The organism is Caballeronia calidae, assembly GCF_900044055.2.
Taxonomy (GTDB): domain Bacteria; phylum Pseudomonadota; class Gammaproteobacteria; order Burkholderiales; family Burkholderiaceae; genus Caballeronia; species Caballeronia calidae.
Window position 1 is genome coordinate 1 of record NZ_FCOX02000025.1, and the last position, 20,894, is coordinate 20,894.

Below are 20,894 nucleotides of genomic sequence, written 5' to 3' on the forward strand. Positions count from 1 at the left end.
GCGGCAACGGCGGCGGCGGCAACGGCGGCGGCGGCAACGGCGGCGGCGGCAACGGCGGCGGCGGCAACGGCGGCGGCAATGGCAACGGCGGCAACGGCGGCTCAGCTGGCGGCAGCGGCTCGGGCGGCGGTCATGGCGGCGGCCACGGCGGCGGTGGCAGTGGCGGCGGCGGTGGCGGCGGTGGCGGTGGCGGTGGCGGCGGTGGCGGAGGCCGTGGCCGTTAAGCGAGCGGCAGCACAACCATCCCTTCACTGATCATCCGATCGGTGCAACAGGAAGAACCGATGCCCTAATCCGGCATCGGTTTTTTCATTGCGCGCCCTTCGACGCCCCACTCAGACGCTCACGAGCGACGAGCAGCGCTTCAGCAGGAAACCGAGGACCCCGCATCGCGCGGCAATGTCCGAACCCCGACTCACAACCCGCCGACGCGCTGTAGCATCGGATACGTAAACAACGCAAAGTGCATCACGTTCAAGCCGAAGTGGGCCATGATCGCGGCCGATAATCCGCCGAAACGATACGCGAGCCCATACCCGATCCCGGCAACACTGCCGAGCACGATCCATTGCCATCCGCCTGCGATGTGAGCCATGCCGAACAACCCGGCGGCGACACATAACGCAAGCACGCTTCCCCAACGCCAACCTCTGAAAATCCGCGTCAAACCACCCTGGATATAGCTGCGAAACAGCGCTTCCTCGGTGAGCGTGACGAGCAGCAGATTGTTGAGTACCCATAGCCAGCCATCGGCGGGCCACTTCGGAGCCCACGCCACGAGCCCGAGCGCCAGGGCGACCGCCAGACAGACGGCTGCCGTGACCATCGCCCCGATGGCCCCGTACAACAACGATGCTCGCAAGCCCTGCGATGACCGAACGCACGGCATCACCAGGAGCAGCCAGAAGCCGATCAGTGGCTTGTCCAGGTTGAGATACATCGTGAAGGGCACGGCGTCCGGCGTGAAGCGCACAGGGCCGATGACCCGCAGGTTATGAAAACCCGGCAGCCAATGCATGCTGAGCGCGATGGCGAGCGCGACAAAAAGCGCATGCCCTGCATATCGAACGTACTGGTTGCGTCCGGGCGACACCGCGTATGCGGCGAGAAAGAGCAGCGAGACAGGAATCACAGCCCAAGGTCGGAGATGCCCATCCATCAGCGCGGCGCCATACCCCACGATCAACAGACCCAGACCGATCCATCGACACGAAGCAAAAAACGTGGCTGGCGCCGCCAGGAAGATCGCGATCCACGGCAATGCGGACATAGGCACCTCGAACATCGATCGGATCAGCACTCACGCTGCACGCATGCCTGACGCAGCGCATTCAGGCGCCGCACCGGTTCGACGACATACGGATTCGTTTCATCCCATGCATACCCCGCCAGCAACGCGCTGATCATGCGGCGGATCACCGGCGTCTGCTCGCGCGAGAAGATGATGTCCTGCAGCTTCCCCGTGTACCACCCCTCGACGAACGCGCGGAACGTATCGATACCCTTGCGCAGCGGAACATCGTATTGCGCATTCCAGTCGACGGACTCGCCCTCCAACTGACGCTCGAGCGTCTCGACAGCGAGATGCGCGGAACGCAGCGCGATCGTCACGCCCGAAGAGAACACGGGATCGAGAAACTCGCCCGCATTGCCGAGTAGCGCATAGCCTGCGCCATGCAGCCGCTCGACGTTCGCCGCATAACCGCCGATATGTCTCACGGGCATCAGAAAAGGCGCATCGCCGATCAGGCGGTTCAGCGTCGGCTCGCTTCGGATCAGCGATCGCAGCTTGTCCTCGCGCGCCGCTTCCGGCACATCGAGAAACGCCGCTTCCGCGACACATCCCACGGACGAGCGGCCGTTCGCCAGCGGAATCATCCAGAACCAGACATCGCGATGATCGGGATGCACGGCGACCGTGATCTTGTTGCGATCGTGCACGCCGGCCGGAATGCCGTCGCGCACATGCGTGAAGATCGCCGCGCGCGTCGGCATGCGGGTCGGCGCTTCGAGGTTCAGGAGACGCGGCAGCACACGCCCGAAACCGCTTGCATCGAGCACGAAGCGCGCATTCACCCGATACCGCGTGCCCGCTTCGTCGGCGACTTCGAGCGTGGGCGCATCGCCCGGGTTCATCGCGAGCACCGAATGCCCGAAGCGCACTTCGGCGCCCTGCTCCGCCGCGCAGCGGATCAGCAGGTCGTCGAACACCGCGCGCTCGACCTGATACGTCGTGCCCCAGCCCTCCGAATGCTTGTCGCGGAAATCGTACGCCGACGCCTGATCGCGGTAGACGAAATGCGCGCCGTTCTTGTACTGGAAGCCCGCCTCCACCACGGCACGCAGCATGCCCGCTTCTTCCAGATACGCCATGCTTTGCGGCAGCAGACTTTCGCCGATGGAGAAGCGCGGAAAGTGCTGGCGCTCGAGCACGAGCACGGAGCGTCCCGCGCGGCGCAGCAGCGCCGCCGCGACAGCGCCCGAAGGCCCCGCTCCGATAATCGCGACATCAACCGTGGCATTCATCAAACATTCCTTATTCATTGCTGTTTCCCGTGCGTTGCGCTTCGCACCGTATCGCGCATACGACGCGCATCCGAAGCATCAGCGATTACAATGCGAGCCGACCACGTATTCAAAGAGTCGACCCCTACTTCCTTACCGGACACCATCGTGCAGAACACCGAATCATCCAGCGTGCCGTTCGTTGCGGAGACGGCCTTCGGCGTCTGGTTCCTGCGCACGCATACGTGGGAGCATCACGTGCTGCGCGTCGCGATCAACGATCTCAAAGGCCTGATCGATGCACCGCTGCCCGCGCAGCCCGTCATCATCGATGTCGGCTGCGGCCAGGGCATTTCGTTCCGACTGCTGGCGCAAACGTTCAAGCCGCGGCGCATCGTCGGCATCGATTTTCACGAGCCGTCGCTCGCGCTCGCCGCCCGAGCCGCGCGCGCATGCGAAGCCGATCCCGACACCGCCGCCACGCGCATCGACCTGCTGCACGGCGACTGCGCGAGTCTCCCGCTGCCCGACGCAAGCGCCGATATCGTCTTCTGTCACCAGACGTTTCATCATCTCGTCGAACAGGAACGCGCGCTGGCCGAGTTTCGCCGCGTGCTCAAGCCGGGCGGCGTGCTGCTGTTCGCCGAATCGACGGATGCCTACATCAAGTCATGGGTCATCCGGCTGCTGTTCCGTCATCCGATGCATGTGCAAAAAAGCGCGGACGGCTATCTCCACATGATCCGCGACGGCGGCTTCAGCTTCGGACCGCGTAACGTCTCGCTGCCCTATCTGTGGTGGAGCCGCGCGAAGGATTTCGGCCTGCTGGAGCGCATCGGTCTCTACACGCCGAAACCCGGCAAGCGGCGCGAAACGCTCGTCAACGTCGCGGCAACGAAGACCGCCTGAGCGCGTCGCGCCGGCGCGCATCGCTGCGATGCGCGCCGCGTTTGCCTTCCGCCTTACTTCCTGAGCGTCACCACTTCGCCCTTCAGCGCGACGCCCGCCATCACCGCGCCCGCACCGCAGGTGAACTCCGTCGCGCTTTCCCGCACTACGTTCCTGTAGTTGCTCTTGATGTTGATGACCGCGTTGCCGCCTTCCTTGCGCACGCGGTCCTGCAACTCCAGCACCGCCGACAAAAACACGTGCTGGCACGCCGCCTCGTCGCTCTTGCCGAACGCGTTGGTCTTCTTGTTGGTCGCGAATTCGCCGAACGACTTCGCGACGCCCGGATGCTTCTGTCCCGCGAAATAGAGCGGGATGGCCTCGTCGACCTTGCCGGCCTCGCTGTGGAGCGCTGCGTCGACCGGATAATTCGCGATCGAGTCGCGTGCGAACGCATGCGACGACAACAAGCTCGCAACGGCTGCCGCGCAGATCATCTGACGCTTCATGGTTGTTACCCCCGTAGTGGTTGGCTTACTCGGTATCGAGCTGCACGATGTCGCCGCTGACGGCAAGCGTCGAGCCGTTGTTGCTCGCGCCGCACGTGAAGTCCGTCGCCGACGACGACTCCGTGCGCTGGAAACGCGTCTTCACGTTGATGACGGCATTTGCCTGACGCGTGCGCGCATACTCGCGCAGATCATTGACCGCCTTGCCGAGCGCGGCGTTGCACGTCGCCTCCTTACCTTCCATCATGCCCGGCACGCGCACGCGCACTTCCTTGGTCTCCAGCTTCTTCCTGACGCTGGCGTGCGTCTGATCGCCGAAATACATCGCGACGCCCTGCTTGTCCTGCGTCTTCACTTCGGCGGGGATCGGCACCGAGAGGATCTTCGTCGTACATCCGGCTTGTGAAATCACGATGCCGGCCACCAGCCCCAACAGAATCTTTGTTTTCATTCTTCGAGTTCACTTTGATTGTTTATCGATTCAAGCCCGTACTGCGCCGACGGGCGACGGTCCCACTTCCTTGAACAGCAGGCTCGCGCAACTCCCGCCGAAGCCGAACGACACCGACAGCGCACTCGCGATGCGCGCTTCGCGCGTCGACTGCACGAGCGGCATATCGCGCACGAGCGGGTCCGGCGAATCGATCCGCCCCGTTCCCGCGATGAAGCCATCGCGCATCATCAGCAGCGTGTAGATCGCCTCGTGCACGCCGCATGCGCCGAGCGGATGTCCCGTCATGCCCTTGGTCGACGAAAACGGCGGCACGTGCGCCCCGAACACCGTCCGCAATGCGCGCAGCTCCTCGGCATCGCCGAGCGGCGTCGAAGGCGCCTGCGTGTTGATGTAGTCGGGCGGCTCGCCTGCCTGATCGAGCGCCATGCGCAACGCGCGCGCGATGCCGTCGCTGTGCGGCGTGACCATGCCCGCGCCGTCGGTGCTCTCGCCGAAGCCCGTCAGTTCCGCGTAGATGCGCGCGCCGCGCGCGAGCGCGTGATCGAGCGCTTCCAGCACGAGCACGCCCGCGCCGGAACCGATCACGAAGCCGTCGCGCGCGGTGTCGTAAGGACGCGAGGCGCGTGACGGCGTGTCGTTGAAATCGCGCGACAACGCATGCATCGCATCGAACATCAGCGTCATGTTGTCGTGCAGCGCTTCGCTGCCGCCCGCGAGCACGACCTGTTGCCGTCCGGTCTGAATGAGCTGCATCGCCTGTCCGATCGCGAGCGCCGATGTCGTGCATGCCGACGAAGGCGAATACGCGACGCCCTCGATGCCGAACGTCTGCACGATGTTCGCCGACGCCGTGCTGCTCATCGCGCGCGGCACCGTGAACGGCGGCGTTCTCTCGACGCCGTGCGCATGCACGACGGCGAGCGCCGCGTCGTACTCCGCCATCGCGCCGACGCCCGAGCCGATCACCGCGCCGACCTTCGGCGAGCGCAACGCCGCGTCATCGAGCCGCGCATCGTCGATCGCCTTGCGCGCCGCGTGACAGGCGAAGCGCGCCGTGTCGCCCATGAAGCGTTCCAGCTTGCGATCGAACGGCGGCTCGTTCGCGACCGACGCCACCGCCGCGACCTGCGAGCCGAAGCCGCGTTCGCGCCACGCGTCGATGCGCGTCACGCCGCTTTGCCCTGCACGCAGCGCATCGCTCACCGCGTCGAGCGAATTGCCGAGACACGAGACGATGCCCATGCCCGTCACGACGACGCGCTGCATCATCGAACGCGCCTGAAAATCAGCGACGTGTTGATGCCGCCGAACGCGAAGTTGTTGCTCATCACGTATTCGGCGTCGATCGCGCGTCCGGCGCCCGCGATGTAGTCGAGCGGCGCGCACGCGGGATCGACTTCGGTGAGGTTGAGCGTCGGCGCATACCAGTTGCGCTTCATCATCTCGATCGTCCACCACGCTTCGATCGCGCCGCACGCGCCGAGCGTGTGCCCGACGTAGCTCTTGAGCGAGCTGATCGGCATGCGCTCGCCGAAGGTCTGCGCGGTCGCCTGGCTTTCCGCGATATCGCCGCGGTCCGTCGACGTGCCATGCGCGTTCACATAAGCGATGGCTTGCGGGTCGAGGCGCGCATCTTCCAGTGCAAGCTGCATCGCGCGCGCCATCGTGACCGCCGTCGGCTGCGTCATGTGCGCGCCGTCCGAATTGCAGCCGAAGCCCACGATCTCCGCGTGTATCGTCGCGCCGCGCGCCTTCGCGTGGTCATACTCTTCGAGCACGAGCGTCGCCGCGCCTTCGCCGACCACGAGTCCGTCGCGCTTCGCATCGAACGGTCGCGGCGTCAGATGCGGCTCGTCGTTGCGCGTGCTCGTCGCGTAGAGCGTGTCGAACACGGCGACGGCCGGACCCGACAGTTCCTCCGCGCCGCCCGCGAGCATCAGCGTCTGCTTGCCCGTCGCGATGGCTTCATACGCGAAGCCGATCGCCTGGCTGCCCGACGCGCACGCCGACGACGTCGGCAGAATGCGGCCCTTCAGGTCCCAGAAGAGGCTCACGTTCACGGCGGTCGTGTGCGGCATCATCTGCACGTAGCTGTTCGACGTGACATCGGTCATCGAGCCGGTCTTGAGCATCGTGCCGAACGCGCGGATCGGCTCGACCGATCCCGACGACGAACCATAGGCCACGCCCATGCGCCCGTCACTGATCGACGCATCGCCGGCGAGGCACGCATCGGCGAGCGCGAGTTCGCTCGCGCGCACCGCGTAAGTGGACACGATGCCCATCGAACGCGTCTTCTTGCGGGGCCAGTCGGCAGGCTGCTGGAACGCCGGCAGCGGACACGCGAGCCGCGTATGCAGCGCTTCGAAAAAGTCCCACTCCGGCATGCGCCGCACCGCGTTGCGCCCCGCTTTCAGCGCGGCCTCGATGTCATCCCAGCGATCACCCAGCGCCGTGATGCCGCCCATGCCCGTAACGACGACTCGTTTCATCAGATCATCCCGCCATTGACGCCGATGACCTGGCGCGTCACATACGAAGCCGCATCCGACATCAGGAATCCGACGACGGCGGCCACTTCGCCCGGCTGGCCCACGCGGTTCATCGGCACCGTTTTGAGCGCGTGTTCGACGGGCGCGTCAGCGAGCATGCCGGTCTCGATCAGCCCCGGCGCGACGCAGTTCGCCGTGATGTTGCGCGACGCGAGCTCGACGGCGAGCGCCTTGGTCGCGCCGATCAACCCGGCTTTCGCGGCGCTGTAGTTCACCTGACCGCGATTGCCCATCACGCCGGATACCGACGCGATCGTCACGATGCGGCCGCCCTGCTTCGCGCGGACCATCGGCATCGTCAGCGGATGGATCACGTTGTAGAACGCGTCGAGGCCCGTTTCGATCACGACGTCCCAGTCGTCGCCGGTCAGCGCGGGAAACGCCGCATCGCGCGTCACGCCCGCGCTGCACACGATGCCGTAGTACGCGCCGTGCGCGGCGACGTCGGCTTCGAGCGCCTCACGGCACGCGGCGCGGTCGCGCACGTCGAATTGCACGACGCGCGCGCAACCGCCCTGCGCGGCGATGCCCGCCGTCACCGCTTCGGCTTCGGCGCGTCCCGTGCGGCAATGCACAGTGACGGCGAAGCCATCGGCGGCCAGTTGATACGCAATGGCGCGGCCGATGCCGCGGCTTGCGCCGGTAACGAGAACGCGGCGGCTCATGAACTGAAGCTCCCTTCGATGAACGTCTGAAAATCGTGCGGCTGATAGATCTTGATGACGGCATCCGCATAGCGCTCGCCGCCGTGATCGATCGTGCATTCGTAAGCGCCGTGGCCTTCCTCGCTGCGCAGCACTTCGCGCACGCCGATGTCGAGCCGCGCATCGCGCGCGAACGCGCTCACGTGCGCCTGATAGCTGCGCGTGCCGAGCAGCACGCCGGGACGCGCGCGGCCGCCCGCGCGCATCGCGATCAGCGCGACATGCGCGGCCACGCCCTGCGCCATCAGCTCGATCCCGATCCACGCGGGCATCGCGCCGCGCTCGTCCGCGTACCACGCGCCGGCGCGCACGGTCGCGCGCGCGGTCAGCGTATCGTCGCTGCACGAGGTGACGTCGTCCATCAGCAGCATCGTGCCGCGATGAGGAATCAGCTCGTCGATCGGAGGAAAGACTTCGATGTGTTCTTCAATGCATGTCATGTCGCTGTCCGTTGTGCCATGCTGGCCGTTCATCGTCGTCAGCCCGCGAGTATCAGGCTGACATTGCTGCCGCCGAACGCAAAGGAATTGCTCATCACGTAGCGCGTTCCCGCTTCGCGCGACAGGCGGCGCTCCGTTTCGACCAGATCGAGCGCGGGCAAGGCGGTATCGGTTGCGCCGTCCCATCGATGCAGCGGCAAGGGCATGTCGTCGCGCGCGAGCGTGAGCCAGGCGAAGCCGAGTTCCGTCGCGCCCGCCGCGCCGAGCAGATGCCCCGTGAACGGCTTGCTGCCGCTCGCGGGCACGCCATTCGCAAACACGCGCGCCATCATGTGCGCTTCCATTTCGTCGTTCTTGCGCGTGGCGGTTGCGTGCAGATTCACGTAGCCGATGTCGTCGGCCGTCACGCCCGCATCCGCGAGCGCCGCGCGCAACGCCAGTTCGCCGCCGACGCCGTGCGGATCGGGTGCCGACACATGATGCGCGTCGCTCGATTCGCCCGCGCCGGCGAACCGCACGGCGCCTTCGTCGCGCGTCATCAGGAACACGGCCGCGCCTTCGCCGACGTTGATGCCGTTGCGATTGCGGCTCATCGGATTGGTGCGCGTGAGGCTCGTCGAGTCGAGCGACGCGAAACCCTGCACGGTCAGCTCGCACAGCGTATCGACGCCGCCGACGATCATCGCGTCGCACAGGTTCAGTTGCAGAAGACGCCGCGCCGCCGCGAATGCCTTTGCGCTCGACGTGCACGCCGTCGAGATCGTGAACGCCGGGCCTTGCACATTCAGCGCCGCCGCCGCAAAGGGCGCCGCGGTGCCGATCTCCATCTGCCGATAGTCGAAGCGCTCCGGCAGGCCGCCGGTTTCGGTCCGATGCGCGAACGCCTGTTCCGCCGCGCCCACGCCCGACGTGCTGGTGCCGAGCACGATGCCGATGCGCGCCGGCCCGTAGCGCTCGCGGGCCGCTTCGATGGCGGGACGAATCTGCGCGAGCGCGGCGAGCAGCATGCGGTTGTTGCGGCAATCGAAGCGCGCGAGCGCGGGCGACGGCGCGATATCGAGCGGCGCGATCACGCGGCCGACGAACGCGTCGCCGCTTTTCAGGCGCATCGGTCCCATGCCCGGCGATTCCGACGCGGCAAGCGCCGAAGCAATCGAATCGGTGTCGGCGCCGAGCGCGTTGATCATGCCGAGCGCATGCAGATAAACCGGTGGCAACGTCATGCGTTTCTTCTCCCTTCAGCCGGCATGCCCATCGGCGCGAGCAGCACCGATACGAGGATGCCGAGCGCAAGCGTCGCGCCGAAGCTCTTCAGCGCGGGCATCGCGCTCATGCCGAGCATGCCGAACGACAGCAGCGTGGTCGCCGCCGACAGCAGCACGCCCGTCCATACCGCGCCGAGATCGGCGTTCTCGCGCAGACATCCTTCGCGCAGGAACACCGCGTAGTTCGCGCCGACGCCGAGCACCAGCATCAGCGCGAGGCAGTTGAACAGATTGAGCGGCACGCGCGCATAGCCGAACGCCGCCAGCGTCACGCCGACGGCAAGCAGCACGGGCAGCGTCGTCGCGATGCCGCCGCGCAACCGGTAGCGCGCGATCAGCAGCACGAGCACGAGCAGCAGCGCGCCGCCGAGCCACATGCCGCTATCGACGCGATACGCGCCGAACAGCTTCGATACGCTCGCCGCCTTGTCGACGAACGCGACGCCTTCGACGGCGCGCGCCGCCGCGACGAGCGCGGGCAGGTTGTGCGGCGTCACGCGCCGCGGCATGACGATGGCCGCGTAGCCGCGCCGGCCGTCCGCATCGAATGCGCCGAGCCACAGATGCGCGTACGGCTTCGACCAGCGCGCCGCGAGCCAGCGCTCGACGGTCAACGGCTGCGCGTCCGTCTGCGTGAACGACGCGATCCACGCGTCGGCGATTTCGTCGCGGAAGCCGGCTTGCAGCAGCGTCGCGCGCAATGCGGCGGGATCGGCGAACACGTGTTGCGCGAGTGCCGCGCGCGCTTCGGCCTGGCGTCGCGCCGACGGCACGAATTGCGTGACCGAGCGCCAGCCGTCGACGGAATCATCGCCGGTGAGTGCGTCGAGTTTTGCGCCGAGCGCTTCCGCGCGCTCCAGCACCGCTTCTTCCGACGCCCCCTGCACCACGAAAAACTGCGCAGTGTTGTCGACGCCGACCGCTTCACGCACCTGATTTTCCTGCGCGACCAGCGCCGGATCGCGCTGGATCAGCAGATGGATGTCGTCGTCGCTCGTGAGCAGCAGCCAGCCCGGCGCCGAAATCGCGACGAGCACGATGGCGACGCGCCACGAACGCCGCGCGCCGATCGCCGCCTGCCAGCGCGCGAGCAGCACGGCCGCGCGCGCGAAGAGACGCCGCTGCGTGGCTTTCGGCCCCTTCGCGAGCATCGCGGGAAGCAGCCACATCACGGATGCGAACGCGACGCCGATGCCCGTCATCGCGAAGCATGCGATCTGCTTGAGCGCGGGAAACGGCGCCCACGCGAGGATCGCGTAACCGAGCAGACTGGTGGCGAGCGCCACGGCCAGCGCGGGCCGCACCGAGCGCGCGCCGCTCGCCGCATCCCAGTCGCGCGGCGCGCCGAGATAGACGACGAAATACTGAATCGAATAATCGACGGCCTCGCCGATCAGACTCGCGCCGAACACGAGCGTCAGCAGGTGCAGCTTGCCGAACACGCACATCGTGAGCGCGAGCGCGCAGACGATGCCGAGCGCCGTCGACAGAAAACCGAGCAGCAGCAGGCGCGGCGAGCGGAACACCCAGAGCATCAGGAGCGCGATGCCGCACGCGGAGGCGATGCCGATCAGATGCACTTCGCGCTCCGACGCGCTGCGCGCCGACTCCGCGTAGAACACGGCGCCCGCGCGCGCGACGGCCGCATCGGGCCACGCGGCGCGCAACGATGCTTCGGCGCGCGCCGTCGACGACAACACCGCGCGCTGCGTGCGCGATTCATACGCCGAGCCGTGCAGCGTCGTGACGACGAGCACGCTCGTGGTGTCGCCGCGATGCGCGACAAGCAGGTTGTCTTCGAGCTCCAGATTCGATGTCGCGAGCGGCAGCTCCGCCAGCCAGTGTTCGAGCCAGCCGAACGGATCGTCCGCGAGCTGCGTGGCGAGCGGGCCGTGCACCGGGTTGTAGATACGCCGCATCAGAACGTTGCGCAGCGCGGCCGCGCCGCTCGATGCATTCGCGAGCGAATCGCGGTCGTCGCGCGTCAGCAGGCCGAAGCGATACGGCGTGTACAGCGCGCCGATCCGCCCGATGTCGAACGGCGGCAGCTCCGCCGTCACGGACGCGAACGCGCCGCTCTCTTGCAGCGCCGCGCCGAACTGCTTCGCGGCCGCTTTGGCATGATCCGCGTCGCGGCTCGACACGAGGAACACCGTGCGGTCGCCGAGCGCGTTCGCCAGTTGCTCGACGGCCTTTTCGGCGACGGGGTCCGCTTCCGTCGCGGGGAGCAGCGCGAGCACGTTCGTCTCCAGCGGCGACGGCCCGCTGAAGCGATGGACGCAATACAGCGCGGCGACGAGCGCGAGCACGAGCCATGCGGCGCGCACGCGCCACAGCGCCGTCATCGTGCGTTGGATTTGCCAGGGCGTCATGGCGCGCCCAGCAAGGTGCGCTCGGCGGACGGCAGATCGTCGAGCGCTTCGCTCTTCGTGAACTCGATTCGGGTGACGTCGCCGTTCGCGAGATCGATGCGCAGGCTGCGCAGGAACGCGCCGCCCTTCATGTGCAGACCCTTGATCGCCTGCGCCAGTTGCGGCTGGTTCGGCGTCAGGCCGAGCGACCACTCCGACGCGGTGCCGTGCACGTCGACATCGAACTGCGAATACAGCGCGGACAGATCGCCGCCGAGCATCGCGCGCATCATCTTCGATACCTGCGCGACGCCGCGCACGCCCGGCGCGCCCTGTGCGCCCTTCGTGCCGATGCGCTTGCCGTTCGCATCGAGCTGGGTGACGCCCGCGTCGGTGATGACATACGCCGCCTCGTAAGGCGTATCCACGCGCCAGATCGCGCCGCGCTCGCGATAGAACACGAGCGAACCCGTGCTGAGGAGCGGCTGCTTCATCGCGGAGAGCGTCTGCGTCTGCGTGAACTGCGCGCGCACGCCCTTCATCTGCGCGAGCCGCGATGTGACTTGCGCGACGAGCGCCGCGTTGCCGTTCGCCCCCGGCGCAGGCGTGGCCGCGCGCGCATGCGGCGCAAGCAGGATGAGACCCGCGTTCGCCGCGAGCAGCAGCGCGATGAGCGCCTTTTGCGCGCCGCGGGAATTCGTCAACGCGCCCATACGCGCTCCAGTTTTTCGAACACGACGGGCGGCGATACGAACTGGAGCGCCTGCGTAGCGGCTTCGACGGCGACCTGAATCGTGTAGCCCTTGGTCAGCCGCTCGCCGCTCGCACAATCGACCAGTTCATAGCCGATCTTCAGGCGGTTCTCATATTCGAGCAGTTCCGTGCGCACCTCGATGCGTTGGCCGTAAATGGCGGGGCGCACGTATTTCAGATGCGCCTCGACGACCGGCCACACATAACCCGACGCCTGCATCTCGCGATAGTCGTAGTCGAATGCGCGCTGCAGCGCCGCTCGCCCTGCTTCGAAATACTTCAGATAGTGGCCGTGCCAGCACACGTTCATCGCATCGACATCGTGAAACGGCACTTCGACGATCGCGCTCGCCTTGAGCGTGCGCTTCTCCATGACGTCAGCCATGACGCGCATCCTCCGCGTCCGCCTCGACCAGCGCGCAGCCCGCGATGCGCTGCGTCAATGCGCGCAGCTCGCTTTCCAGCGCGCGGTCCTCGCCGACGAACGGCGAGATCGACGCGACCGTATCCGCGAACGCGCGCAATGCAGCGGGCACGGGTGTCGACGGATCGAGACGCAGGCGCAGATTCAGCGCCTGCACGGTGGCGAGCGTATGCGCCGCCGCCACCTGCTCCGTCAGTTCGAGCACGCGCAGGCAATCGCGCGCGGCGATCGTGCCCATGCTGACCTTGTCCTGATTGTGGGCTTCGGTCGAGCGCGAAAACACGCTCGCGGGCATCGTGTGCTTCAACGCCTCGGCCGTCCATGCCGACGCCGAAATCTGCACGGCCTTGAAGCCGTGATTGATCGGCGCGCGCGCCCGGTCCGCGCCCGTCAGATTGCGCGGCAGGCCGTTGCTGAACTTGTCGTCGACGATCAGCGCGAGCTGGCGGTCCATCAAATCCGCGAGATTGGCGACAGCGGTCTTCAGCGCGTCCATCGCGAACGCGATATGGCCGCCGTAGAAGTTGCCGCCGTGCAGCACGCGCTCGGCATCCGGGTCGATCAACGGATTGTCGTTCGCGCTGTTGAGTTCGTTCTCGATGTCGCGGCGCATCCATGACAGCGCATCCGCCGCCACGCCGATCACATGCGGCGCGCAGCGGATCGAATAGCGGTCCTGCAGACGATGGCCCGGCGTGTCGTCGCGGCCCGCGAGATCGGCGCGGATCCAGGCGGCGGCTTCGGCCTGGCCCGCGTGCGGCTTCACCGCGAAGATCGTCGCGTCGAAGTGCGCGGCGCGGCCGTCGAGCGCGACCGTCGAAAGCGCCGTGAGCGTCGCGGCGAGCCGCGTCAGATGACGGGCGCGCGCGAACGCGAGACAGGCGAGACCGGTCATCACCGCCGTGCCGTTCATCAGCGCGAGTCCTTCCTTCGGCGCGAGCGTCAGCGGCGTCACGCCGAGCGCGGTCCATACGCTCGCGGCGCTCTTCAAGGCGCCGCCGAACATCACGTCGCGCTCGCCGACCAGCGCCGCCGCCACATACGACAACGGCGTCAGATCGCCGCTCGCGCCGACCGAGCCTTCCGATGGAATGCGCGGCAAGACCCGATGGTTGATCAGGTCCGCGAGCCGTTCGAGCAGCACGAGACGCACGCCGGAAAAACCGTACGCCAGCGAGTTCAGCCGCGCGGCGATGACGGCGAGCGTCTGCGCGTCGTCGAGATAGGCGCCCATGCCGCAGCCGTGATAGCGCGTGAGTTGCAGCGGCAAGGCTTCGACGAGCTCCATCGGCACATCGACGACGCAGGCGTCGCCGTAGCCGGTATTCACGCCGTACACGGTCTTGCCCGCCGCGAGATGACGCCGCAGGAAGTCGGCGCCGCGCTCGATGCGCGCGCGCCACTCGGGTTCGCCGTTCAGCGCGACCGGCGCGCGCCGCGTTGCGATCGAAACGATGTCTTCGATCGTCACGCGCCGTCCGCCGAACGTCACCGTCCGCTGCGCGAAGCGTCGCGCGTGTGTGTCAATCAGATCATGCTCGGACATCGGTGCCTCTGTGCGCGGTGCCATCCGTCGTCGTTTTGCCGGGGCGCGCCCAGAAATCGAAGAAGTTGAACCATTGATAGGGTGCCTTGCGGCAATAGTGTTCGAGACGCGACGCGTAACGCTGCGCCCACGCCGCGATGTGCTGCGCGCGTTCGCGGCGCGGCAGGTCGATGCGTTCCGCGAACGGCTCGAAATACAGCCGGTAACGCGCGCCGGGGCCGCGCTCTTTCAGACAGAAGAAGAGGAAAACGGGACAGCCGAGCGCATGCGCGAGCACATACGGGCCTTGCGCGAAGGGCGCGGTCGCGCCGAGGAAGCGCGCGTCCGTCGTGCGCCCCGACTCATGCGCGGGCACGCGGTCGCCGACGATCACGAGCAGCTCGCCCGCGTCGATGCGTTCCTTCATCATCATCGAAGTTTCCGGGCCGAAGTCGCGCACCTGCACGAGGCGTTTCGCGAAATCGCCGTTCGCCGACGACAGGATGCTGTTGAAGCGCTTCGCGTGCTCCGTGTAGACGATGGCCGTCACCTTCGCATGGCCGTTGCGCACCGCGAGCGCGCGCGTCATTTCGAGGTTGCCGAGATGCGCGCCGATCACGAGCGCGCCGCGCCCGCTCTCGACCAGCGCTTCGAACGGCCCGGGTTCGTCGAACATGACTTCATCGGCGGCGATGCGGCCCGACCACGCCGCGAGCTTGTCCAGCCCCGACTGCGCGAACGCGAGCATCTGCCGGTAAGCGGAGCGCCATCCGGGGCGCGGCGTGCGTTCGCCCGGCGCGGCGTGCTCCAGATGCGCGAAGTATCGATGCGAAGCCGCACGCGCCGCGCTTCCCGTCAGCAGGAAATAGCCGACGACCGGATGCAGCCACAGCCCCGTGAAACGCACGCCGAACAGACGGCAACTGAGCGCGAGCAGCCACATGCCGAGCCGGCTGCCGCGTTCGGCGACACGCCACCAGCCCGAGCCTGCACGCGTGGCGCCGGATGTGCGGCGCGGCATGGCCTTGTGCGCGAGCAGCATCGGCAGACGCAGCAGCATGCCGCACACGAGCCGCGTATGGCTCGCGCTGATGCGCACGTTGTCCCACAGCACGTCGAAGTGCGAGACGCCGTCCGCCGCGTAGACGACGCGCGTCGGAATGGCGCGGAACGCGAGACGCCGCCAGTAAAGACGCACGAGGATCTCGATATCGAAGTCCATGCGCGTGCCGAGCCGCGTGCTGTCGATCAGCGCGCAGGCCGCATCGAGCGGATACAGGCGAAAGCCGCACATCGAATCGCGGATGGTGAACGACAGCGTCTCGATCCACACCCACGCATGCGTCACGTAGCGGCCGTAGAGACGCGACTTCGGCACGCTTTCGTCATAGACGGGGCGCCCGAGGATCACGGCGTGCGGCTCGGCGCGGGCGGCGGCGAGGAAGCGCGGCACGTCATCGGCGTCATGCTGGCCGTCCGCGTCGATCTGCAATGCATGCGTATAGCCCGCACGCCGCGCCGCGCGCAGTCCCTCCATCACGGCGGCGCCCTTGCCGCCGTTGACGGGCAGACGCCGCAGCATCATCCGGGCGCCGTAGTCGCAGGCGAGCTTCGCGAGGACGGCTTGCGTGGCTTCGTCGCTGCCATCGTCGACGACGATCATCGGCAGGCCGTGCACGCTCAAACGCGCGACGGTGCCGACGATCGCTTCCTTGTGGTTGTAGATCGGAATGACGATGCACGTCCGCAGGTCCGCGCCGCTCATGCGTGCCCCCGATACACGACCACGCCGGACGAGCAATCGCGTCCGTTCAGGCGATACGCGAACTGCACGCGGCGGCGCGCGGCATCGTGGGCGAGCCGCAGATCGAGCACCGCGCCGGGCGGCACGGGCGCCGTGAACTTGAGACGATCGACCGATGCGGCTTCGCGCGTGCCCACGACGTGCTCCGCCGCGAGCCGGATCGCCCAGTCGACCTGCACGACGCCCGGCAGGACCGGATGACCCGGAAAATGGCCGCTGAAATGATCGAGCGTGGACGGCACGCGCAACTCGTAGCTCAGCGTGTCGCCGTCGCGCGTTTCCGAGAGCACCTCGAAACCTTCGGCGCGCGTAGCGAAGGCCGCCACGACTGCCGCGACGGGCAGCTTGCCGCGTGCATCGAAAGGCAGCGCGATGCGAAAGCGCCAGCGGCGCGGCAGCAGCACCGCGTCGAAGTAGGCGGCGAGATGTCGGCGCAGCGTCTTCGCGAGCGCGACGCGCCCTTCGCCGCGCAACGCGCCGCTGCCTGCTTCGCTGAGCGCGATCACGGCGCCGACGCGATCGCGCGACGCCCCCGCGAGCGGCACCACGCACGCCTGCGCCACGAACGGATGCAGCGCCAGCCGCGCCTCCATTTCGGGCAGCGACACGCGCTTGCCGTCGAGCTTGATCACGCGGTCGAGGCGGCCTTGAAGACGGAAGCGGCCGTCGTCGTCGAGGGCGATCGCGTCGTCGGTGCGATGCCAGTCGTCGTGGCCGAGATGCGGCGAGCGCACTTCCAGCGCGCCGTCATCGGCGCGTCGCACGTCGATGCCGTCGAGCGGCCGCCACGACGTCGTTTCGTTCTGTCTGCGCCACGCGATGCCGCCCGTTTCCGTGCTGCCGTAGATTTCGATGGGCGCCGCGCCGAACAGGGCAGCGTAGTCGTGCGCCGCGTCCGCCGCGAGCGGCCCGCCCGACGAAAAGAACGCGCGCGGCGCGGGCGTCAGCGCCGCGAAGTCGGACAGCGCGGTCCAGCGCACGAGCTGCGCCGGCGACGACACCATCACGGCCGCGCCGCAGCGCGCGATACGCGACCGAATCTGCTGCGGCTCGGCACAGAGCGCGCGATCGAACGCGCGGCCCGCTGCGAGCGGCCACATCACGCGAAACAGCAGCCCATAGATATGTCGATGCGGCACGCTCGCGAGCACGGTCGCGCCGCCAACCAACGCGCCCCACTCGCGTTCGAGCGTGCGCACTTCGGCGTCGAACTGCGCGAGCGTCTTGTGGATCGGCTTCGGCGTGCCGCTGCTGCCCGACGTGTAGAGCGTGAGCGGCGCGTGCGGGTCGATGGTCATCGACCAGGATTCTCGCGACGTCGCGGCTTGCGCGTTTATGTCGGCGTCCGTCAGCATGGCGTCGTACGCGCCCGCGAGATCGGCCAGATAGCCGGGCGCCGAGCTGGCGGGAATCACCGGCTCCTTGCCGCAGACGAACAGCGCGAAGAGCGCGCAGGCAAAGTCGAACGGATCGTCGATGCAAAGCGCGTAGCGGCGCGCCGCCTCCTTGCGCAGCGACAGCGCGAGTGCCGCCGTGCGCTCGCGGAACATCGCGTGCGTGATGATCGCGGCGGCATCGTTCGCGGTTTGCGCGCGGTCATCGCGGCAGACGGGCGTGAGCGCGTCGCGCGCCGTGGACAACAGTTCGTGCAGCGCGATCATGACGCCTCCGTGCGCCGCGCGCGCGGCAGGATCACCAGATACCGCCACGCGATTTCACCGGCGAGCAGCACACCGACCAGCCCGTACGCAATCGCGCCGTTGTAGAGCGACCATGCCTGACGCGGCCAGTACAGCGCCGTATAAAAAGAGAACAGGCCGTTCGCGGCAAAGAACCCGCACCAGATCTGCGTGACGCGGCGCGTGTGCCGCACGGCGGGCTCGCTGAGATCGGGCGTGCGGATGCGCGCGAATTTCTCGATCATCGACGGACCTCGCACGAGCGTCGAACCGAACGCGATCAGCAAGCCGAAATTGACGAGCGCGGGATAGATGTGCAGCAGGCGCTCGCTGTCGGTCCACACGATCGCCGCGGACGCGACGCTCAGCATGAACGCCACCGTCCAGTCGACGCGCGAGAGCCTGCGCAGCGACGCGCCGACCACGCCCGTGCCCAAGGAGCGCTGCAGCCAGATCAGCGCGAACAGCAGGCAGCCGACATAGCGCGGCGCATTCCAGAACCAGGCGCCCAGAATGACCGCGGGATAAGCGAGCTTGAGCGCGACGTTCAGCGCGAAGCCCGCCGGGCCGCGCGCGTCCGGCGCATGAGCGGTCCGCGACGGCATCGTTACTGCGCGACCAGCAGCGACTCGACCGCGGCAACCACATCCGCGACGGTACGCACCGATTTGAATTCTTCCGGCTTGATGCGGCGGCCCGTCATCTCCTGCAGCTTGATCGCGAGATCGACGGCGTCGATGCTGTCCAGATCGAGCTCTTCGAAGAGATGCGCTTCGGGCGTCACGCGCTCGGGCGCAATCCCGAAGTTCTCTTCGAAGATCGCGCGGATGCGTTCAAGGATATCGGTCTCGGTCACGGTCATTCCCCTTCTTTCGTGGTGTCGTCCGACACATGCGCAAGCTCGCGCTGGCTCGCCACCAGCGCGACGAGCGTGTTGATCGAACGAAAATGCTCTCGCGTGCGCTCGTCGTTCGCCGCGATCGTCAGTTGATAGTGTTCGCGCAGCACGATGCCGATCTCGAGTGCGTCGATCGAATCGAGACCCACGCCGTCGGTGTCGAAGAGCGGCGCGTCGTCGTCGATGTCGTCGGGCGTCATGTCGTCGAGATCGAGGGCTTCGATCAGAAGCCGTTTGATTTCAAGCTTTAAAGAATCCATAGTCGATCAGATGCTTGGTAATGTGAGCCTGGATTGCGCTCGTCACCGTGCGCGCGGCCAGCGCGGGCGGCTCGTCGCGCGGTGCGAGTTCGTCGGCGCCGAGTGGCTCGAGCACATTCACGCGCATGTGGAATGCGCGCTCGGGCACGTCGTGCCAGCGCATGTTCTTCGTGAACGCGGGCGGATCGCAATCCACCAGCACGGGCAGGATCGGCGCGCCGGATTGCAGCGCCATGTGGGCGAAACCGCGTGAGAACGCGTGCAGCCGGTTGGGCGTCGGACTGCGCGTGCCCTCGGGGAAAATGATCATCGTGTAGCCGCGCGCGAGTTGCCGCGCGCCCGCTTCGACGAGTTCGACGGGGTCCGAATTGCTCACGTACTCCGCCGCGCGGACCACGCCCCAGAAGAAGGGATTGCTCCAGTGCGCGCTCTTCACGACACAGCACGCGCGCGGCGTCAGCGACAGCAGCACCATCACGTCGAGCCACGTCGGGTGATTCGCCACGACGATCACGGGCTGGCCCGCCGCGCGGTTCAACGCCGCTGCGCCGCGCGTGTCGAGCTTCATCACGCCGGCCCGGACGAGGACGGCGACCAGCGCGCGGAAGAACACGTGAATGATCGCGGCGATCGCGCGCTGCTTCGATTCGCGATGCGGCCAGATCGACGCGAGCGGAAACAGGATCAGCGAAAAGCCGAGCCCGCAAATGCCGAACACGGTGAACGCGAGCGCGGTTGCGGCGAAGCGCCAGCAGTAATCAAGCGCCTTCATGCCAGCACCATTGCCAGTCGGACGCGTTGCCGCGCCATTGGGACGCCGTCCGTCGATCGAGACAGTGCTGCACGGCCCGGCTCTGCGACGCGAACGAGGCGCGCGTTGCATCGGCGGGACGGGTGCCTGCGGTGCGCGCGCATTCGAGCCGCCCCGTCTGCGCGGACGCATCGACGAGGATCGCGAGCGCGCCGCCCTCGACTTCGTCCTCGACCGTTCCGTACGCGGCATCGGCGGGTTCGTCGGCATACACGAGCAGCACCGGCGTGGAGGCGTCCGTCGCGTATTGCGCGTGCGCTTCGAGCAGCGCATAGCCGAGCGTCTCGGCGCCCGCGGACAACGCGCTCGCCGCCGTGCGGTCGCCGCGCACGATGCCGAATATGCCGGTCATCGTATTGAGCACGGAAAGGCTGAAGGCAGTCGGGGAGACGGTGCGGCTCGCGTCGATGTCGCGCAGGATGTCGGTCGTGCGGCGCAGTTCTCCGTGTCGCGACGCGAAGATCACGCGAACGGCGGGCACATCCGCGGCGCAATCGTGCGCGACCTTCAGCGCGGCCCGTGACAGCGTGCTGAGCCTGCGCCGCATCATCGGCTCGATGAAGCCGACGTCGGGTGCAACGGATGCGGCCGCCGGCCAGAAAGACCAGCGTGCAACCGGAATGGTCCAGTGCAGATCGGACATGTCGATGTTCGCGCGTGGAGACGGTTGGCACCTGAGGCAAGGACATCCGCCGGCGGCTGAGCCGCCCGGTGCTTCTTTATTGGTTGCTTAAAAATGGGATAACGGCACGACGCGGGAAATATTGAGCGTGGCGACAGGGCAGGCAGTGCGGCGTCCGTCGATTTTCAGGTGCGGGATTCTACAGACCATCCACATCGAATTCAGCACAAATGCGGCGCTCGCCGTTGTCCGTCTCATCGCCGCGACGCATGGGCCGCCGGGCTGTGTTCCGGAACGCGCCACCAGCGCCTATGCGTGGCGGAGCTTCGCCCGTGATTGCACGGGTCGCGCTGCGAGCGAAATCTCGTGCGTCGCTGAAAATTCCTATCGTTTCGGAAAGATCCAATTGCATGCCCGGCCGTTGAATTTTCATGGCCTGTCGATTTGCGT

22 protein-coding genes are annotated in these 20,894 nt (G+C 67.2%); 2 read left to right on the forward strand and 20 right to left on the reverse strand.

Going from position 1 to position 20,894, the window contains the following annotated elements; genetic code table 11:
- Window positions 1-224 (forward strand): hypothetical protein (locus AWB78_RS49360; RefSeq protein WP_269768947.1); only part of this gene is annotated, 224 nt, incomplete at its 5' end.
- 191 nt (window positions 225-415) lie between these two features.
- On the opposite strand, the gene AWB78_RS21795 is transcribed toward AWB78_RS49360, so the two are convergent.
- Window positions 416-1,270, reverse strand: coding sequence for a CPBP family intramembrane glutamic endopeptidase (locus AWB78_RS21795; protein ID WP_062608008.1), 855 nt, complete (start codon window positions 1,268-1,270; stop codon window positions 416-418).
- Between the two features lie 23 nt (window positions 1,271-1,293).
- A complete protein-coding gene (locus tag AWB78_RS21800) occupies window positions 1,294-2,544 on the reverse strand; it encodes an NAD(P)/FAD-dependent oxidoreductase (protein ID WP_062608010.1) in 1,251 nt (416 codons plus the stop codon).
- 129 nt (window positions 2,545-2,673) lie between these two features.
- Between AWB78_RS21800 and AWB78_RS21805 the strand changes: the two genes are divergently transcribed.
- A complete protein-coding gene (locus AWB78_RS21805) occupies window positions 2,674-3,414 on the forward strand; it encodes a class I SAM-dependent methyltransferase (protein ID WP_062608011.1) in 741 nt (246 codons plus the stop codon).
- Between the two features lie 53 nt (window positions 3,415-3,467).
- On the opposite strand, the gene AWB78_RS21810 is transcribed toward AWB78_RS21805, so the two are convergent.
- The 18 genes from AWB78_RS21810 to AWB78_RS21895 are packed head-to-tail and all read right to left on the reverse strand — an operon-like array spanning window position 3,468 to window position 20,465.
- Complete coding sequence (locus AWB78_RS21810; RefSeq protein ID WP_062608012.1) at window positions 3,468-3,902, reverse strand: hypothetical protein; 435 nt, start codon at window positions 3,900-3,902, stop codon at window positions 3,468-3,470.
- Window positions 3,903-3,927: 25 nt separating this feature from the next.
- Window positions 3,928-4,353 (reverse strand): hypothetical protein, encoded by a 426-nt coding sequence (locus tag AWB78_RS21815; RefSeq protein WP_062608014.1) that lies wholly within the window; start codon window positions 4,351-4,353, stop codon window positions 3,928-3,930.
- Window positions 4,354-4,383: 30 nt separating this feature from the next.
- Window positions 4,384-5,622 (reverse strand): beta-ketoacyl-[acyl-carrier-protein] synthase family protein, encoded by a 1,239-nt coding sequence (locus tag AWB78_RS21820; RefSeq protein WP_062608164.1) that lies wholly within the window; start codon window positions 5,620-5,622, stop codon window positions 4,384-4,386.
- Window positions 5,622-6,848 (reverse strand): beta-ketoacyl-ACP synthase, encoded by a 1,227-nt coding sequence (locus AWB78_RS21825; RefSeq protein ID WP_062608015.1) that lies wholly within the window; start codon window positions 6,846-6,848, stop codon window positions 5,622-5,624. Before AWB78_RS21825 ends, AWB78_RS21820 begins: the two co-directional genes overlap by 1 nt.
- Window positions 6,848-7,573, reverse strand: a complete 726-nt coding sequence (locus AWB78_RS21830; RefSeq protein ID WP_062608017.1) for a 3-ketoacyl-ACP reductase FabG2 — start codon at window positions 7,571-7,573, stop codon at window positions 6,848-6,850. Before AWB78_RS21830 ends, AWB78_RS21825 begins: the two co-directional genes overlap by 1 nt.
- Window positions 7,570-8,052 (reverse strand): hotdog family protein, encoded by a 483-nt coding sequence (locus AWB78_RS21835; RefSeq protein ID WP_062608165.1) that lies wholly within the window; start codon window positions 8,050-8,052, stop codon window positions 7,570-7,572. The genes AWB78_RS21830 and AWB78_RS21835 overlap by 4 nt, the downstream gene beginning before the upstream one ends.
- A 38-nt stretch (window positions 8,053-8,090) precedes the next feature.
- Window positions 8,091-9,275 carry a beta-ketoacyl-[acyl-carrier-protein] synthase family protein gene (locus AWB78_RS21840; RefSeq protein WP_062608019.1) on the reverse strand — a complete coding sequence of 395 codons (1,185 nt, stop codon included), beginning with the start codon at window positions 9,273-9,275 and terminating at the stop codon, window positions 8,091-8,093.
- Window positions 9,272-11,689, reverse strand: coding sequence for an MMPL family transporter (locus AWB78_RS21845; RefSeq protein ID WP_062608021.1), 2,418 nt, complete (start codon window positions 11,687-11,689; stop codon window positions 9,272-9,274). Before AWB78_RS21845 ends, AWB78_RS21840 begins: the two co-directional genes overlap by 4 nt.
- Window positions 11,686-12,381: a LolA family protein gene (locus tag AWB78_RS21850; RefSeq protein ID WP_062608023.1), complete on the reverse strand. Its 696-nt coding sequence runs from the start codon at window positions 12,379-12,381 to the stop codon at window positions 11,686-11,688. The genes AWB78_RS21845 and AWB78_RS21850 overlap by 4 nt, the downstream gene beginning before the upstream one ends.
- Entirely contained in the window at window positions 12,369-12,806 is a 438-nt protein-coding gene (locus AWB78_RS21855; RefSeq protein WP_062608166.1) for an acyl-CoA thioesterase, read from the reverse strand. Before AWB78_RS21855 ends, AWB78_RS21850 begins: the two co-directional genes overlap by 13 nt.
- Complete coding sequence (locus tag AWB78_RS21860) at window positions 12,799-14,391, reverse strand: HAL/PAL/TAL family ammonia-lyase (RefSeq protein ID WP_062608025.1); 1,593 nt, start codon at window positions 14,389-14,391, stop codon at window positions 12,799-12,801. The genes AWB78_RS21855 and AWB78_RS21860 overlap by 8 nt, the downstream gene beginning before the upstream one ends.
- Entirely contained in the window at window positions 14,378-16,135 is a 1,758-nt protein-coding gene (locus tag AWB78_RS21865) for a glycosyltransferase family 2 protein (RefSeq protein WP_062608026.1), read from the reverse strand. Before AWB78_RS21865 ends, AWB78_RS21860 begins: the two co-directional genes overlap by 14 nt.
- Window positions 16,132-17,835, reverse strand: a complete 1,704-nt coding sequence (locus AWB78_RS21870) for an ApeI family dehydratase (protein ID WP_062608028.1) — start codon at window positions 17,833-17,835, stop codon at window positions 16,132-16,134. Before AWB78_RS21870 ends, AWB78_RS21865 begins: the two co-directional genes overlap by 4 nt.
- Window positions 17,832-18,458: a COG4648 family protein gene (locus AWB78_RS21875; protein WP_062608030.1), complete on the reverse strand. Its 627-nt coding sequence runs from the start codon at window positions 18,456-18,458 to the stop codon at window positions 17,832-17,834. Before AWB78_RS21875 ends, AWB78_RS21870 begins: the two co-directional genes overlap by 4 nt.
- Window positions 18,459-18,460: 2 nt before the next feature.
- The gene (locus AWB78_RS21880; protein ID WP_198399320.1) at window positions 18,461-18,709 is read right to left on the reverse strand and encodes an acyl carrier protein; all 249 of its coding nucleotides are present in this window, start codon (window positions 18,707-18,709) and stop codon (window positions 18,461-18,463) included.
- Between the two features lie 2 nt (window positions 18,710-18,711).
- Entirely contained in the window at window positions 18,712-19,011 is a 300-nt protein-coding gene (locus AWB78_RS21885) for a phosphopantetheine-binding protein (RefSeq protein WP_062608033.1), read from the reverse strand.
- Entirely contained in the window at window positions 18,992-19,783 is a 792-nt protein-coding gene (locus tag AWB78_RS21890) for a lysophospholipid acyltransferase family protein (protein ID WP_062608035.1), read from the reverse strand. The genes AWB78_RS21885 and AWB78_RS21890 overlap by 20 nt, the downstream gene beginning before the upstream one ends.
- Complete coding sequence (locus AWB78_RS21895) at window positions 19,770-20,465, reverse strand: beta-ketoacyl synthase chain length factor (protein ID WP_062608037.1); 696 nt, start codon at window positions 20,463-20,465, stop codon at window positions 19,770-19,772. Before AWB78_RS21895 ends, AWB78_RS21890 begins: the two co-directional genes overlap by 14 nt.
- Window positions 20,466-20,894 lie beyond the last annotated feature (429 nt).